Source organism: Mycobacterium europaeum, from assembly GCF_002102155.1.
In the GTDB taxonomy this organism is placed as follows: domain Bacteria; phylum Actinomycetota; class Actinomycetes; order Mycobacteriales; family Mycobacteriaceae; genus Mycobacterium; species Mycobacterium europaeum.
The window spans coordinates 154592-168733 of sequence record NZ_LQOU01000065.1; the positions used below are offsets into that span (position 1 = coordinate 154592).

Here is a 14142-nt window from a genome sequence, read left to right on the forward strand (position 1 = left end):
ACCGAATCGCGGGCGACGCGGCCAACAGGACAACACCGACTTCCTGTACCAGGATGAAGCGGTGCGGATACTTCTCGTGCTGGCGAGCTTCGCCGCCCTCATCGGCGTGGCCGCCCCGGCGCAGGCCGATCCCGCTGGCAACGGCTCGGGCCCCGATGGGAGTTTCCTGGCGGCGCTCAATCAGGCGGGGGTGCCCTATAAGAGCGGGCCCGTCGCGATCGGGGTCGCGAAGAAGGCCTGCCAGCTGATGGACGAGGGCCACTCGCAGGCCGACGTGATCCAAAGCATGTCGGCGAGCAACCCGGGATTCTCGGTGGACGACGCAACCAAGTTCACGGTCAGCGCGGTCGCCGCCTATTGCCCCCAGCACCTGGGGGAACCGACCACCGAGCCGCCGCCGGGTCCGACGTTGCCGCCGACGGGCATGTGGCCCATGTTTCCGTGGCCCGCGCCGGGTGCCGCGTAAGGCACCGGGTGCGTCCAGGAAGATCGAACGATGTGGTCTGACTGGTGGATGATTCCGATCGGCCTCATGTGCGCGTTTGCGGTGATCTGGGTGATCCTCGCGATCACCTTCTGGCTGATGAAACCCAAGGCCAACATGCAGGACCTGGTGCGCTTGCTGCCCGACGTGCTCCGGCTGTTGAAGCGCCTCGCCGCCGACCGCGAACTGCCGCGCCGGATCCGGATCGCGTTGGTCGCGCTGATCGGCTTTGTCGTGTCGCCCATCGACCTGATTCCCGATGCGATCCCGGTCATCGGATTCGCCGACGACGTGATCATCGTCGGCCTGGTGCTGCGCTGGGTCAGCCGCACGGCGGGACCCGACGCGCTCGCCAAGCACTGGCCCGGCACACCCGAAGGGCTTGCCGCCTTGTGCAAGCTATGCGGGCTGCCCGACCCCGCGCTGGAGTGAAGGCCGCTGCACTTTTGCGGTGACGACGGCCGTGTGCGAGTGTGCGGTCATGGATCTACTGCGCCGCACCCTGCGCCATCGGGTCCGGGTGGGCGCGCTGATCGAATTGGCGCTGTGGCTGGCGATTCCCTATCTGTGCGTCGGTTTCGGGTGGACCGTGCTGCACGGTGACGAGACCCGGCGAATCCAGGCCCGGGTGGAAGCCGTGCTGCCCGCGGGTGCCGACGCCGTCGCCTTCGGCCTGACCACCGCGTTGTGGCCGGCCGCCATACCGATCGCGCACGCGTGCCCGGCGCCGTGACCGCCCCTTGGGGCAAACCGGCGCGCGAGAGCGCGGGTTGCTCCTAGGCTGGCAGACCATGTCGATCGACCGGGCCGCTCTCGTGGCGGGCAGCATCCGATTCACTTCCGGCGTCTGGTTCCTCGTGGACCCGTTGAGTGCGAACCGATTCTGGGGAGACCCGGGCGACCCGCCACCGACAGCGCGACTGTTGTTGCGCTCCATGGGATATCGCGACGCGTTGATCGGCGGCATGCTCGCGGCGGCGGCACTGCGCGGCAAGAACACCCGCGGCTGGTTCCTGGCGTCCGGCGGTGCGGACGCGGCCGACCTGCTCGGTGGCATCAGCGTCCACGACCAGCTGAAGCCCTCGCAGCGCATCGTCGGGCTCGGTGGCGCCGTCGTCGGCATCGGGGTCGGGCTGTGGGGCGCGGCGCGGCGTACCACCCGGGCCGGTGACGGACGAGGGCATCAATCCGGTGGAGCTGGGGCGGGCGCTCGAGCAGCGTGGCTTGGAGTCGCTGTTCCTCGCTGAGCATTCACACAGTCCGGCCGGGCTCTGGGCCGAAGCCGCAAAGCTCGCGTAAGGCTAAGTGCCGCAGAATGTTTGGTACTTGCCGAAGTCCTCCGGGGCCGGGCTGGCATAGCGGTCCAGGCCCGGCCGCTCGTCGAACGGCGCCGTCACCGCGGCGAGGAGCCGTTCGACGGGTCCCAGCTCGCCGGCCGTCGCGGCGGCCAGGGCCTCCTCGACCAGGTGGTTGCGCGGAATGTAGACCGGGTTGGCCCGGCCCATGACGTCGGCGTCGGGGCGCAGGCCCTGCCAGCGCGACAGCCAGGCGTCGAACCCGGCGAGGTCGATGAACAATCCGCGCGCGGGTTCGGCATCGCCACGGGCCGCTCGGCCGAGGTGGCGGAAGAACGAGGTGTAGTCGACGTGGCTGTCCTTCAGCAGGGCAAGCAATTCGTCGGCCAGCGCCGTGCAGTCTCGGGCTTCGATGTCGGCGGGCAAACCGAGTTTGGCGCGCATGCCGGACGACCACACGGCGTCGTACTCGCGCTGGAAAACACCGAACGATGCCTCGGCAAGCGCGACGGCCTCCTCGACGTCCTCGGCGAGCAGCGGCAGCAGGGTCTCGGCGAAACGGGCGAGGTTCCAGCCCGCGACCAGAGGCTGGTTGCCGTAGGCGTAGCGCCCCCAGAAGTCGATCGAACTGAAGACCGTGTCGGGGTCGTAGGCCTCCATGAAGGCGCACGGTCCGTAGTCGATCGTCTCGCCGGAGATCGTCATGTTGTCGGTGTTCATCACCCCGTGCACGAATCCGATCAGCATCCAGCGGGCGATGAGCGACGCCTGCGCGGCGACCACGCCTTCGAACAGCGCGAGGTAGGGGCGTTCGGCCTGTGCGGCGCTGGGATGGTGGCGGGCGATCGCGTGGTCGGCGAGTCGGCGCAGCAATTCGATGTCGCCGGCGGACGCGGCGTACTGGAAGCTGCCCACCCGCAGATGGCTGCTGGCCACGCGGGTCAGCACCGCCCCGGGCAGTTCCGCCTCGCGCAGCACCGGGCGGCCGGTGCCCACGACGGCCAGCGACCGCGTCGTCGGCACTGAAAGCGCGTGCATCGCTTCGCTGACGATGTACTCGCGCAGCATGGGACCCACCGCCGCCAGCCCGTCGCCGCCGCGCGCGAACGGCGTCGGCCCGGAGCCCTTGAGGTGGATGTCGCGCAGACCGCCGCCGGCGTCGACGAGCTCGCCGAGCAGCAGGGCCCGCCCGTCGCCCAGCCGCGGGACGAAGCCGCCGAACTGATGGCCCGCGTAGGCCTGCGCCACCGGAACGGCGGTGCTGGGCACCAAGTCGCCCACCAGGAAGCGCAGCCCGTCGGCGTTCCGCAGCCAGTCGGCGTCCAGGCCGAGTTCCGCCGCAAGCGCCTCGTTGAACGCGAGTAGCGTCAGCTCGGCCGGAGCCTCCGCCTGCCAGCGCACGGCCATCTCCGGCAGCTCGCGGAAGAACCGGTCTTGCAGAGCAACCGTCATATCCGGAGCGACACTCACCTCGTCGAGCCTACGGAAAGTTCGGGGTCGCCGGCCTAGCCGACGCCGATGGCCTGCTTGATCACGTCGCGGGCGCGGTCGAGCATCGACGCGAACGGGCCCAGGGCGAAATTGAGCTTCGCCGATTCGACGCCCGGATGCGGGCGGGTCGGCGCGATCGCCTCGGCCGCTCGCACCGCGGCACCCATGCGCTTGAGATCGCCCTCGTCGACCTCCCGGAGCAGCACGGGGAACTCGTCTTCCTCCTCGTGCCGCGCGTGCTCGAGCACGGCGTCGCGCAGCTTGGTGACGGCGTCGACGAACTGCTGCGAGGCGATGTCGAGGTCCTCGATCTGCGACAGCAGCTCCTTGGCTTCGTGCTCTTCCTCGAGCCGGGCGTCGACGATGGTATCCCCGTCGTCGGTCTCGCGGCGCACCCGCGGATGCACCACCATTTCCTCGGCCGTCTCGTGGACGGCCAGCAATTGACGCAATTCGACGAACGGCTTCTCCCGGGCCAGCGGGTCGGAGGCGTGCAGGACTTCGTCGAACATGTCCTCGATGAGGTTGTGTTGCGCCTTCAGGAAAGCGACGACCTCGTCGGGCGATTGCACCATCATGTCGGCCATCGCGATACCTCCAGTGTTCGGGAATTGGTTAGCTCGCACCGTGGGCTTGTGTGCGGTTCGTCGAGGCGTACCCCCTGTACAAGCGGCTAAACGACGCGGGCGGGGTGCCGGTGTCCGCCCGCACTGCCGCCTTGCACCGCAGGGTGTTTCGCGGCAGCACCGAGGGTGTTGTGCGCCAGAAAGCGATCTGGGTCACACGCCGGGCGCCGATGTTATCCGCTCCCCCCCAAACGGGTAGCCGACCCGAAGGCGCTTTCGTGCCGATCCAGACAATCAACGCAGGAGGCGAGTCTTTCAATGACTTCATCGGACAAGACGACGGTATTGGCGCAGTTGCGCGCCCTGCACCAGCTGACCAACACCGAGATCCAGGTTGCCGAAACCCGCATCGCGCAGGCGCGTACCGAGGCCGTCGAGCGTGAACTGACACAAAACGCCTCGAACGCGCGCGAGCGCTCCGAGGCGATCGAGAAGGCGATCCGCGAGCTGGGCGGCGTCCCCGACATCGTCGGCCCCTTCCTGGGCCGTGCCGCGGCGGCCGTCAAGGCGCTCACCGAACAGGCGCAACCGTTCGACGAGGCCCTGCTGGGCGACCTGGCGCTCGAGGACCAACTGCTCGACCGCGCCCGCTACCTCAAGGCGCTGGCGGTGGCCGCCGAGCTGCGCGAGGTCGAAAGCCTGGCCACGCGGCTGATCACCGCTCACTCGGCGACCGTCGACTGGCTGACGACCGTGCTTGCCGAGGATGCGCTCGGCGGCCCGGCCGCGCTGCGTCGCACACCGTTGCAGGCGGCGGCCGGTACCGCGGTGAAACTGGTCAACCTGCCCATGGAGTGGTCGGTCCGAGGGGTCGACCGCGCCGCGGACGCGCTGCGCTCCGCCCGCCCGACGTTCAACGAACTGGTCAGCAGGGGCGCGCACGCGGGTGACGTGGCGACCCGGGCGCTCGCCGCGTCCCGGAACGCCGCCCTCGAAGCCGCCGAGCGGGTGACCCGCAACGAGGGGGCCCGGCAGACCGCCAACGCCCTGCATGCGGCCCGCGCCTCCGTGGGGGTCCTCGACGCCGACGAGCTGCCGATCGCCAACTATGACGAGCTCAACGTCAACGAGGCCGTCGCCGAGATCAAGGACCTCGCGAACCCGAGCGACGTGCGGACGATCATCGCCTACGAGGAGGCCAACAAGAACCGCCAGCGGGTCGTGTCGGCCGCCCAAACGCGCGTTGCCGCCATCGCGCAGGAGGTCGTCGGCATCAACTAGTCGAACCGCGGGCTCGACAGCAAGGCCGCCCGGACGAGGCTTCCCGTCTCGATCCGGGCGGCCGCGCCGTTTCGGAAGGCTGAACCCCCGATGGGGGCATGCCCGACCGCCCGTTGCCGGATATCGCTACGGTTATGGGGCACGCCCACCACCGATAACCACGAAAAGACGACAGATCAGCGAAATGTACGACCAGGTCGAGACCACCGCGACGGAGCCCGACGACACCATCGGCTACCGCATCGATCCCGTTTTGGCCCGGAGCTGGCTGTTGGTCAACGGCGCGCACGGCGACCGGTTCCAGTCCGCGGTGCACTCCCGGGCTGACATCGTCGTTCTCGACATCGAGGACGCCGTCGCACCCAAGGACAAGCACGCCGCCCGCGACAACGTGGTGAGTTGGCTGGGCGCCGGCAACACCGACTGGGTGCGCGTCAACGGCTTCGGCACGCCGTGGTGGGCGGACGACCTCGCGGCGCTGGCGGAAACGCCGGTCGGCGGGGTGATGCTGGCGATGGTGGAATCGGTGGACCACGTCACCGAGACAGCGCAACGGCTGCCCAACGTGCCGATCGTGGCGCTGGTGGAAACGGCCCGCGGGCTCGAGCGCATCACCGAAATCGCCGCGGCCAAGGGCACCTTCCGGCTGGCCTTCGGCATCGGAGACTTCCGCCGCGACACCGGTTTCGGGGACGACCCGGGCACGCTGGCCTACGCCCGGTCGCGGTTCACGATCGCCGCCAAGGCGGCCAGCCTGCCCAGCGCCATCGACGGGCCCACGATCGGCTCGAACGCGTTGAAGCTGATCGAGGCCACGGCCGTGTCCGTGGAGTTCGGGATGACGGGCAAGATCTGCCTGACACCCGACCAGTGCGGGGTGGTGAACGAGGGCCTGTCGCCATCGCACGACGAAATATCCTGGGCGAAGGAGTTTTTCGCCGAGTTCGAACGTGACGGGGGAGAGATTCGTAACGGTTCCGACCTGCCGCGCATCGCCCGGGCCACCAAGATTCTCGAGCTGGCTCGCGCCTACGGCATCGAACCGTCGGACTTCGACGACGAAGAACGCGATCATTCGCCCGCGCCGTCGGACACCTATCACTACTGAGCGGCGAAGCGGGTCCAGCATGAGCGTTGCGGTGGATTTCCATTTCGACCCGATGTGCCCGTTCGCCTACCAGACGTCGGTGTGGATTCGCGACGTGCGCGAGCAACTCGGCATCACCGTCGACTGGCGCTTCTTCAGCCTCGAAGAGGTCAACCGGTCCGAGGGCCAGAAGCACCCGTGGGAGCGGGACTGGTCCTATGGATGGTCGTTGATGCGGATCGGGGCGCTGCTGCGCCGAATGGACATGGCGCTGCTGGATCGGTGGTACGGCGCCATCGGCCACGAACTGCACACGCTGGGCGGCAAACCGCACGACCCGGTAGTTGCCCGCCGCTTGCTGAGCGACATCGGCGTGGACACGTCGGTTTTCGACGCGGCGCTGGACGACCCGACCACTCACGACGAGATACGCCAGGATCATCAACGGGTCGTCGATGCCGGCGGCTATGGGGTGCCCACCTTGTTCTTGGCGGGGCAGTGCCTGTTCGGACCGGTCTTGGTGGACCCGCCCACCGGTCCCCAGGCGTTGACGCTGTGGAATGTCGTCACCGGCATGGCCGAGCTGCACCACGTCTACGAGCTGCAGCGGCCCAAATCGCCCGCCGATGTCGAGCTCATCGGCCGAAGCCTGCGTCCCTACCTGGACGGGCGTGACTGGGTCAGCATCAACCGCGGCGAAGTCATCGATGTCGAGCGCCTCACCGGCCAGGAGACCTAGGCCGCGTGTCGCGCGAGACAGACCCCGATCCGGGTCTCCAGCTCGCTGACGGTGATCGCGGGGGCGCGCGGCGGTGCCGTCGACCGGTAGGTCTTGCCGGTTGGCGTCCTGAATAGCGCCGTGTGAGTGTGCTTTTCGTCGACCGCGGTGCTCACTCGCCATCCCGCGTTCTCCTTGACGTAGTTGCAGTGCTCGCACAGCCCCAGACCGTTGTCCGCGGTGGTCGGGCCGCCGTCGGCCCACGGTCGCGCGTGGTCGCGCTGCCTGATCGGGGCGTCGCAGTACGGGGTGCGGCAACGCTGATCGCGTAGTCCGATGAATGCGGCCAGCCCGCGGGGAAAGATGCGCGCCCGTGACTCCACGGCCACCAGCGCCCCGGACCGCGGATGCGCGTACAGCCTGCGCAGGGTCGCGCGCGAACGTCGGTCGGTGACAGCGCTGCGGACCATGGCGCGCGCGACCGCCGCGGGGATGGGCCCGTAGCCATCGAGATCGGCCGGCCCGTTGTGACCGCCGAGCAGCGTCTCGTCGGACAGCACCAGGTTGACCGCGATGGGGCTGGGGGCCGCGGCGCTACGGCCGGTGACCCGTTCGACCAGGGTGTCGGCCATCACCTGCCCGCGTGAGCGCCCGTCGCCGCGGGTGTCCGCTTCGCGGCGCAGCGCCGCGTACACCGAAACGCCTTGCGCCACGGGCAACAACGCGGTGAGGTACGCCATGGTGTCCGGTGCCGGCCGAATGGTGACCGTGCGGTCGCTCTCGGCCCTGGCCGCCCGCTCGACGACGGCATGCGGATCCAGCCGGTAGGCGATCGCTCTGGCCGCGGCCGCAACTCGCGCGTCCCCCATGCCGTTCAGGCCGGCCGGCTCGGCGCACAGCTCCGCGTCCAGAGCGCGACGGTCTTCCACGTCCAGGCAGGCGCTCTCGCGCACGATCAACGTCGCTCGCCACTCCGACAGGACCCCGCATTCCAGCGCCGCCAGCGTGTGCGGCATCTCGTTCACCAGCGCTTTGGCGAAGCCCAGATGACGGCCGCCCCGGGCGGGTGCGTCGCGCCGGGCCAGGGCGACCTCGCCGGCCACGCCGCGCCCGCGCCGCGCGGCGGGCACCCCCGCGGCTGCCTCGCCGGCTCGGCGCGCGGCGTCCAGCGCGGCCGTGGCCCGGGCCTGGCCCGCGGCGGCCGCGCACTTGATCGTCTCCAGCTCGGCGATGCGCTCGATCAGCGCCGGTTCGCCGGCCGCAGGGTCGACGTTCGCCAGTTCTTCGAACATAGGTTCGAATACTACGACGGCGGACCGACAAGCGCCTACGCTGGCGATATGAGCGCCAAGAGCAGGATCAAGGTGGCGCGGGTGTACGACGACGTCACCGCTGACGAGGGCCCGCGGGTGCTGGTCGACCGCGTCTGGCCGCGGGGAGTACGCAAGGACGACCCGAGAGTGGGGACCTGGTGCAAGGAAGTCGCCCCGTCGAAGGAACTCCGGGAGTGGTATCAACACCGCTCCGAACGGTTCGGCGAGTTCGCCAAACGCTATAAGGCCGAGCTGCGGAACAGCCCCGCGCTGGACGAACTCCGCGAACTGGCCGGGCACGGTGCCGTCACCCTGGTCACCGCGACTCGCGACGTGGAGATCAGCCAGGCGGCCGTCCTTGCGGAGTTGCTGAAAAGCCGCTGAACGCCGTGAGACGATCGTGCGATGCGGCTGGGATTGCATGCGCTGGGGATCGGTGCCGGCGCCGACCGCGCGGTGATCGATGCCGTCGCGTCGACCGCCGATGATTGCGGCTTCGCCACGCTGTGGGTGGGCGAACACGTCGTGATGGTCGACCGACCCGCTTCGCGCTATCCCTACTCCGACGACGGCGTCATTGCCGTTCCCGCGCAAGCGGATTGGCTTGACCCGATGATCGCCCTGAGCTTCGCCGCAGCCGCCTCGTCCCGGATCGGGCTGGCGACCGGCGTGCTCCTGCTGCCCGAACACAATCCGGTGGTGGTGGCCAAGCAGGCCGCCAGCCTGGATCGACTCAGCGGTGGGCGGCTGACGCTGGGTGTCGGCGTCGGGTGGTCCCGGGAGGAATTCGCCGCGCTCTCAGTGCCCTTCGGTCGCCGCGGTGCGCGCACCGCCGAATACGCGGCCGCGATGCGCACGGTGTGGCGCGATGACGTCGCTTCGTTCGATGGCGACTTCGTCCGCTTCGACTCCATCCGGGTCAACCCCAAGCCGGCACGGGATCGTCGTATCCCGATCGTGCTTGGGGGCAATAGCGATTCGGCACTGGGCCGCGCGGCGGCCTGGGGCGACGGCTGGTACGGGTTCAACATCGACGGGCTGGAGGCCGTGCGGGGCCGGGTCGCCGAGCTGGAGCGGCTATGCGCCAACTCGGGTCGCGATCGTGCCCAGCTGCGGCTGTCGGTCGCACTGCGCGATCCGAGCGTTGCTGACGTCGGCGCCCTCACCGACTTGGGTATCGACGAACTGGTTCTCGTCGAATCACCCCCCGACCGGCCCGAGGCGGCGGCCGAATGGGTTGCGGCGCTGGCCGAGCGGTGGATGGAGGCGGCACTCGCGTGAGTGAGGCCGATCCGATCCTGCCGCGGGAATTGAATGACATCTCCGACGAGATTCGCGCAGTCCCACCGCCGCCGATCCCCGCGTTGCCCGACCCGTACGGGTTGCGTCTGGCCGACCCGGAAGCGGACGCGGAGATGATCGCCGAGTGGATGAGCCGGCCGCACTTGGTCGAGGCGTGGGAGTCCGCCTGGCCGGTGGCGCGCTGGCACCGTTATCTGCGGGCGCAACTCAAGGGTACTTTCTCCCGCCCATTTATCGCCACGCTCTATGGAACAGACCGCGCCTACATCGAATTATACCGGGCGGCAAAGGATTCCATCGCTACTCGATACGAACATGATCCCCACGATCTGGGGTTGCATGTCGCGGTGGCCGATCTGGACTACATCAAGCGGGGGCACGTGAGTTACCTGCTGCCCTATCTGGTGGGCAGCATCCTGGGCCTTGATCCGCAATGCCGGCGCATCATGTTCGATCCCGACCACCGCAACGTCCTGGCGCGCACGTTCTGCGAGCGGGGCGGCTGCGTCTTCCTCGGCGAGCACGACATGACGAATCGGCGGATGGCGCTGTACGTGCTGCCCCGCACGCCGGGCGACGTTCCCGGTAATTGATTCAGAGGTGTTCGGCGATCTGTTGTCCGAGAAGCGCCGCGGCTACACCGAGCATGACGCTGACGATCAGGTTGGCGACCGCCACGCGGACCTGTCGCTCCTCGCCGAGTCGCTGGGTCTCCAACATCCAGGTGGAGAATGTGGTGTAGGAGCCGACGAATGAGGTGCCGGCCAGCAACGCGGCGCCTTTGCTCAGCGCAAGGCCACCGAGAAAGCCGAGAAGCGCTGCACCGCTGACGTTTACGGTCAGCGTGCCGAACGGAAAAGACCGGGCTATCCGGCGACCCACCGCACGGTCGACCGTGAACCGCAGCACCGACCCGAGCCCCCCGAGGATAACGACACCGCTCCAGACGAGGGCCGTGGTGACTATGGAAGCCGTCATCCGCGCACCCTGACCCGCCGAACCAGCTTGGTGGACAGGTGCACCGCCAGCAGGCCGACCGCGACGCTGATGACGGTGTAGCTCGTGGCCAACACCCAATGGCCATGCTCGATCATCCTCAGCGTCTCGACCTGCATCGACGAGAACGTGGTGAAACCACCACACAATCCGGTGCCCAGCAGCGGGCGCCGATAACTCGACAGCGGCAGGCGCTCCAGCAATCGGGTGGTGAAGTAGCCCACCAGGAACGCGCCCACGATGTTGACGATGAACGTCGGCCAGGGCCAGTGATGCGGGTCGCGCACGATAGCGGTGTCCAGCGCCACGCGGCTGAGCGTTCCGAGGCTCCCGCCCACAAAGATCGCTCCCAGTTCCCGATAATCCTGTGCCACGCGTGATCCCTTCGGTGTGCGCCCGGTCGTTAGCAGCCTAGGGGGAGATTGGCCAGTGGGTGAACCGAGGAAGTAGCTGAGAAGTCGGGAACGTGCCTGGGGAGTCGGAACAGTTGATTACGGGCAGAATTGACAACCATGGCCCACCCCCGCGCCGGTCAGCCGGCCCACCCCGAAGACCTCGTCGACCTGCCTCATCTGGTGACGGCCTACTACTCGATTCAGCCCGATCCCGAGGACGTCGCCCAGCAGGTGGTGTTCGGCACGTCGGGTCACCGCGGTTCGGCACTGAACGGGGCGTTCAACGAGGCCCACATCCTGGCCATCACCCAGGCCATCGTCGGATACCGCGCTGCGCAGGGCACCACGGGGCCGTTGTTCATCGGCCGTGACACGCACGGCCTCTCCGAGCCGGCGTGGGTGTCGGCGCTGGAGGTGCTGGCCGCCAACGACGTCGTCGCGGTGATCGACTCCCGCGACCGCTACACCCCGACGCCGGCGGTCAGCCACGCCATCCTCGGCTACAACCGGGGCCGCACCGAAGCGCTGGCCGACGGCATCGTCGTCACACCGTCGCACAATCCGCCGCCGGACGGCGGCTTCAAGTACAACCCGCCCAACGGCGGCCCGGCGGACACCGAGGCCACGAACGCAATCGCCAAGCGCGCCAACGAGATTCTGCGCGACGGCGCGGGGGTGAAGCGGGTGCCGCTGGCCCGGGCGCTGCAGACCGTCCAGCGCCACGACTACCTGGGCAACTACGTCGACGACCTGCCCAACGTGGTGGACATCGACGCGATCCGAGCGGCTGGGGTCCGGATCGGCGCCGACCCCCTGGGCGGAGCGAGCGTGGACTACTGGGGTGAGATCGCCCAGCGGCACGGTCTGGACCTGACGGTGGTTAACCCGCTGGTCGACGCGACCTGGCGGTTCATGACGCTCGACCACGACGGCAAGATCCGGATGGACTGCAGTTCGCCCGACGCGATGGCTTCCCTGATCGCCAACCGGGACCTTTATCAGATCGCCACCGGCAACGACGCCGACTCGGACCGCCACGGCATCGTCACGCCCGACGGGGGGCTGCTCAACCCCAACCACTACCTGGCGGTGGCCATCGACTACCTCTACACGCACCGGCCGTCGTGGCCGGACGGCATCGCCGTGGGCAAGACCGCGGTCAGTTCGTCGATCATCGACCGGGTGGTTGCCGGCATCGGCCGCAAGCTCGTCGAGGTGCCCGTCGGCTTCAAATGGTTCGTCGACGGTTTGATCGGCGGCGCCATCGGATTCGGCGGCGAGGAGTCGGCCGGGGCGTCGTTCTTGCGGCGCGACGGCTCGGTGTGGACCACGGACAAGGACGGCATCATCCTCGCGCTGCTGGCTTCGGAGATCCTGGCCGTCACCGGTCTGAGTCCGTCCCGGCGCTACCAGGAGCTGACCGCCGAATACGGCACGCCGTTCTACGCTCGCGTCGATGCGCCCGCCGACCGCGAGCGAAAGGCCCGCCTGGCCAAGTTGTCGGCCGAGCAGGTCACCGCCACCGAGCTGGCCGGCGAGCCGATCACCGCGAAACTCACCGCCGCGCCCGGCAATGGCGCCGCGCTGGGCGGATTGAAGGTGACGACCGCGAACGCGTGGTTTGCCGCGCGGCCGTCGGGGACCGAGGACGTGTACAAAATTTATGCCGAGTCTTTCAACGGCCCGGAACACTTGGCGGAGGTGCAAGAAGCCGCGCGCGAAGTGGTGAATAAAGTCATTGGGTGACCATTTCCCTCCGCTTTACCCGCTCGGGGGAGCGCGCGTCGCGTTCGGCGCGGTTGCCACGCGAAGTTTGGATCCTCAGCTGGGCGAATGTCATGGTCGCGCTGGGCTACGGTGTCATTTCGCCGGCGATGCCCGCTTTCGCCCATACCTTCGGGGTCAGCATCAAGGTGGTGACTTTCTTGGTCACCGTCTTTTCGTTGAGCCGGCTGTGTTTCGCACCGGTCAGCGGCGTGCTGGTGCAGCGGTTGGGCGAGCGGCGGATTTACATCGGCGGTTTGCTGATCGTGGCTTTGTCCACCATCGCGTGCGCGTATTCGCAGGCGTATTGGCAACTACTGGTTTTCCGCGCCATCAGCGGCGTCGGCTCGACGATGTTTTATGTCTCGGCGTTGGGACTCATGATCCATATCAGCCCACCCGACGCGCGGGGACGGATCGCGGGGCTGTTCACGACATCGTTCATGGTGGGCGCGGTCGGCGGGCCGGCGATCGGTGGCCTGACGGCGGGATGGGGGCTGACCGCTCCGTTCATCGTGTACGGCGTCGCCATGCTAGGTGTGGCGGTGGCGCTGTTCTACGGTCTGCGGCATTCGGAGCTGGCCGCGCCTCCGCGGCCGACCCGGTCGACGGTGACGATGCGCCAGGCCCTGCGCGTCCGCGCCTATTGGGCGGCGCTGCTGTCGAATTTCGCGACCGGGTGGGCGGCGTTTGGTCTGCGCGTCGCGCTAGTGCCGCTGTTCCTCTCCGACGTCATGGGAGAAAGCGTCGGCGTCATCGGGGTGGCGCTGGCGGCGTTCGCGGCCGGCAACGCGGTGGCCGTCATCCCCAGTGGGTACCTGTCCGACCGGATGGGCCGGCGCATGTTGTTGATCGTCGGCCTGGGGACGTCCGGCGTGGCGACCGCCGCGCTGGGAGTCGCGTCGTCGCTGACCGCGTTCATGGTCGCCGCCGCCATATCCGGTGCGACCACCGGCATCTTCATGTCGCCGATGCAGGCCGCGGTCGCCGACATCCTGGGCAACGAGGCGCGCGCGGGCATTCCGGTGGCCGCGGTGCAGATGCTGTCCGACCTGGGCGCCATCATCGGCTCCATGACCGTCGGCTGGGCGGCGGAGAAGCTCAGCTTCGGGTGGGGATTCGGCATCAGCGGAGTCGTCTTGCTGATCGCCGCCGCCGGGTGGGTGCTGGCGCCCGAAACGCGCACGCTGATCCATCCGGAGCACGGTTTGGCGGAGGCCGAGGCGGACGGTGAGGCGGCCTGAGCTGCGACTTTGAACGCCTGTTCGCAGTGGTGTAACTTCGATGAGCACGACTTGGGGCTATGGCGCAGCTGGTAGCGCACCACACTGGCAGTGTGGGGGTCAGGGGTTCGAGTCCCCTTAGCTCCACCCTGTGATGAGTCGAGTCATAGGTGACAGATGAGTCGCGTCATGGGTTACAGATTCCCCGGCCATCGGCCGGGGTTTGA

At 68.5% G+C, this 14142-nt stretch carries 16 protein-coding genes, 1 tRNA gene and 2 pseudogenes; 14 read left to right on the forward strand and 5 right to left on the reverse strand.

Going from position 1 to position 14142, the window contains the following annotated elements; translation table 11 throughout:
- The first annotated feature begins 61 nt into the window (after positions 1 to 61).
- The 5 genes and pseudogenes from AWC03_RS25590 to AWC03_RS27180 all read left to right on the forward strand — a co-directional run.
- Entirely contained in the window at positions 62 to 466 is a 405-nt protein-coding gene (locus tag AWC03_RS25590; protein WP_208859442.1) for a DUF732 domain-containing protein, read from the forward strand.
- A 30-nt stretch (positions 467 to 496) separates the two neighbouring features.
- Positions 497 to 916, forward strand: coding sequence for a YkvA family protein (locus tag AWC03_RS25595; RefSeq protein WP_085243483.1), 420 nt, complete (start codon positions 497 to 499; stop codon positions 914 to 916).
- A gap of 49 nt (positions 917 to 965) precedes the next feature.
- A complete protein-coding gene (locus AWC03_RS25600; protein ID WP_085243484.1) occupies positions 966 to 1217 on the forward strand; it encodes a hypothetical protein in 252 nt (83 codons plus the stop codon).
- A gap of 58 nt (positions 1218 to 1275) precedes the next feature.
- Positions 1276 to 1656, forward strand: a pseudogene (locus AWC03_RS28250) (DUF4267 domain-containing protein); the annotation flags it as partial.
- Positions 1652 to 1747: pseudogene (locus AWC03_RS27180) on the forward strand (LLM class F420-dependent oxidoreductase); the annotation flags it as partial. The pseudogenes AWC03_RS28250 and AWC03_RS27180, both read left to right, overlap by 5 nt.
- 38 nt (positions 1748 to 1785) lie before the next feature.
- On the opposite strand, the gene AWC03_RS25610 reads toward AWC03_RS27180, so the two are convergent.
- Both AWC03_RS25610 and AWC03_RS25615 read right to left on the reverse strand, forming a co-directional pair.
- Positions 1786 to 3231: a protein adenylyltransferase SelO gene (locus AWC03_RS25610; RefSeq protein WP_439098199.1), complete on the reverse strand. Its 1446-nt coding sequence runs from the start codon at positions 3229 to 3231 to the stop codon at positions 1786 to 1788.
- Between the two features lie 53 nt (positions 3232 to 3284).
- Complete coding sequence (locus tag AWC03_RS25615) at positions 3285 to 3857, reverse strand: hemerythrin domain-containing protein (RefSeq protein WP_085243486.1); 573 nt, start codon at positions 3855 to 3857, stop codon at positions 3285 to 3287.
- Between the two features lie 297 nt (positions 3858 to 4154).
- Between AWC03_RS25615 and AWC03_RS25620 the strand changes: the two genes are divergently transcribed.
- The 3 genes from AWC03_RS25620 (at position 4155) to AWC03_RS25630 (ending at position 6943) form a co-directional block, all read left to right on the forward strand.
- Positions 4155 to 5117 (forward strand): hypothetical protein, encoded by a 963-nt coding sequence (locus tag AWC03_RS25620; protein ID WP_085243487.1) that lies wholly within the window; start codon positions 4155 to 4157, stop codon positions 5115 to 5117.
- 184 nt (positions 5118 to 5301) lie between these two features.
- Complete coding sequence (locus AWC03_RS25625; protein WP_085243488.1) at positions 5302 to 6225, forward strand: HpcH/HpaI aldolase/citrate lyase family protein; 924 nt, start codon at positions 5302 to 5304, stop codon at positions 6223 to 6225.
- Between the two features lie 19 nt (positions 6226 to 6244).
- The gene (locus AWC03_RS25630) at positions 6245 to 6943 is read left to right on the forward strand and encodes a mycothiol-dependent nitroreductase Rv2466c family protein (protein WP_085243489.1); all 699 of its coding nucleotides are present in this window, start codon (positions 6245 to 6247) and stop codon (positions 6941 to 6943) included.
- On the opposite strand, the gene AWC03_RS25635 is transcribed toward AWC03_RS25630, so the two are convergent.
- On the reverse strand, positions 6940 to 8214 hold the full coding sequence (locus tag AWC03_RS25635; protein ID WP_085243490.1) for an HNH endonuclease: 1275 nt from the start codon (positions 8212 to 8214) through the stop codon (positions 6940 to 6942). The genes AWC03_RS25630 and AWC03_RS25635 overlap by 4 nt on opposite strands.
- Before the next feature lie 48 nt (positions 8215 to 8262).
- Here AWC03_RS25635 and AWC03_RS25640 point away from each other — a divergent pair, with 48 nt between their 5' ends.
- The 3 genes from AWC03_RS25640 to AWC03_RS25650 are packed head-to-tail and all read left to right on the forward strand — an operon-like array spanning position 8263 to position 10130.
- Entirely contained in the window at positions 8263 to 8619 is a 357-nt protein-coding gene (locus AWC03_RS25640) for a DUF488 domain-containing protein (RefSeq protein WP_085243491.1), read from the forward strand.
- Positions 8620 to 8640: 21 nt separating this feature from the next.
- On the forward strand, positions 8641 to 9516 hold the full coding sequence (locus tag AWC03_RS25645) for an LLM class F420-dependent oxidoreductase (protein WP_085243492.1): 876 nt from the start codon (positions 8641 to 8643) through the stop codon (positions 9514 to 9516).
- Positions 9513 to 10130, forward strand: coding sequence for a GNAT family N-acetyltransferase (locus AWC03_RS25650; RefSeq protein WP_085243493.1), 618 nt, complete (start codon positions 9513 to 9515; stop codon positions 10128 to 10130). The genes AWC03_RS25645 and AWC03_RS25650 overlap by 4 nt, the downstream gene beginning before the upstream one ends.
- Before the next feature lies 1 nt (position 10131).
- On the opposite strand, the gene crcB (AWC03_RS25655) is transcribed toward AWC03_RS25650, so the two are convergent.
- Positions 10132 to 10515 carry a fluoride efflux transporter CrcB gene (gene crcB / locus AWC03_RS25655; protein ID WP_085243494.1) on the reverse strand — a complete coding sequence of 128 codons (384 nt, stop codon included), beginning with the start codon at positions 10513 to 10515 and terminating at the stop codon, positions 10132 to 10134.
- Positions 10512 to 10907 carry a fluoride efflux transporter CrcB gene (gene crcB, locus AWC03_RS25660; RefSeq protein WP_085243495.1) on the reverse strand — a complete coding sequence of 132 codons (396 nt, stop codon included), beginning with the start codon at positions 10905 to 10907 and terminating at the stop codon, positions 10512 to 10514. Before crcB (AWC03_RS25660) ends, crcB (AWC03_RS25655) begins: the two co-directional genes overlap by 4 nt.
- A 138-nt stretch (positions 10908 to 11045) precedes the next feature.
- Between crcB (AWC03_RS25660) and pgm the strand changes: the two genes are divergently transcribed.
- The 3 genes from pgm (at position 11046) to AWC03_RS25675 (ending at position 14062) form a co-directional block, all read left to right on the forward strand.
- Positions 11046 to 12674, forward strand: a complete 1629-nt coding sequence (gene pgm / locus AWC03_RS25665; protein WP_085243496.1) for a phosphoglucomutase (alpha-D-glucose-1,6-bisphosphate-dependent) — start codon at positions 11046 to 11048, stop codon at positions 12672 to 12674.
- Positions 12675 to 12745: 71 nt separating this feature from the next.
- Positions 12746 to 13936: an MFS transporter gene (locus AWC03_RS25670; protein ID WP_276328786.1), complete on the forward strand. Its 1191-nt coding sequence runs from the start codon at positions 12746 to 12748 to the stop codon at positions 13934 to 13936.
- Positions 13937 to 13989: 53 nt separating this feature from the next.
- Positions 13990 to 14062 (forward strand) — tRNA-Ala (locus AWC03_RS25675).
- Positions 14063 to 14142 lie beyond the last annotated feature (80 nt).

What these genes read in the sequence shown, in the direction of transcription:
- AWC03_RS25600 (WP_085243484.1), top strand. Translation starts at nt 966, where the DNA reads ATGGATCTACTGCGCCGCACCCTGCGCCATCGGGTCCGGGTGGGCGCG.
- pgm (WP_085243496.1), top strand. Translation starts at nt 11,046, where the DNA reads ATGGCCCACCCCCGCGCCGGTCAGCCGGCCCACCCCGAAGACCTCGTC.
- AWC03_RS25640 (WP_085243491.1), top strand. Translation starts at nt 8,263, where the DNA reads ATGAGCGCCAAGAGCAGGATCAAGGTGGCGCGGGTGTACGACGACGTC.
- AWC03_RS25620 (WP_085243487.1), top strand. Translation starts at nt 4,155, where the DNA reads ATGACTTCATCGGACAAGACGACGGTATTGGCGCAGTTGCGCGCCCTG.
- AWC03_RS25595 (WP_085243483.1), top strand. Translation starts at nt 497, where the DNA reads ATGTGGTCTGACTGGTGGATGATTCCGATCGGCCTCATGTGCGCGTTT.
- AWC03_RS25610 (WP_439098199.1), bottom strand. Translation starts at nt 3,231, where the DNA reads ATGACGGTTGCTCTGCAAGACCGGTTCTTCCGCGAGCTGCCGGAGATG.
- crcB (WP_085243494.1), bottom strand. Translation starts at nt 10,515, where the DNA reads ATGACGGCTTCCATAGTCACCACGGCCCTCGTCTGGAGCGGTGTCGTT.
- AWC03_RS25625 (WP_085243488.1), top strand. Translation starts at nt 5,302, where the DNA reads ATGTACGACCAGGTCGAGACCACCGCGACGGAGCCCGACGACACCATC.
- AWC03_RS25635 (WP_085243490.1), bottom strand. Translation starts at nt 8,214, where the DNA reads ATGTTCGAAGAACTGGCGAACGTCGACCCTGCGGCCGGCGAACCGGCG.
- AWC03_RS25615 (WP_085243486.1), bottom strand. Translation starts at nt 3,857, where the DNA reads ATGGCCGACATGATGGTGCAATCGCCCGACGAGGTCGTCGCTTTCCTG.
- AWC03_RS25630 (WP_085243489.1), top strand. Translation starts at nt 6,245, where the DNA reads ATGAGCGTTGCGGTGGATTTCCATTTCGACCCGATGTGCCCGTTCGCC.
- AWC03_RS25645 (WP_085243492.1), top strand. Translation starts at nt 8,641, where the DNA reads ATGCGGCTGGGATTGCATGCGCTGGGGATCGGTGCCGGCGCCGACCGC.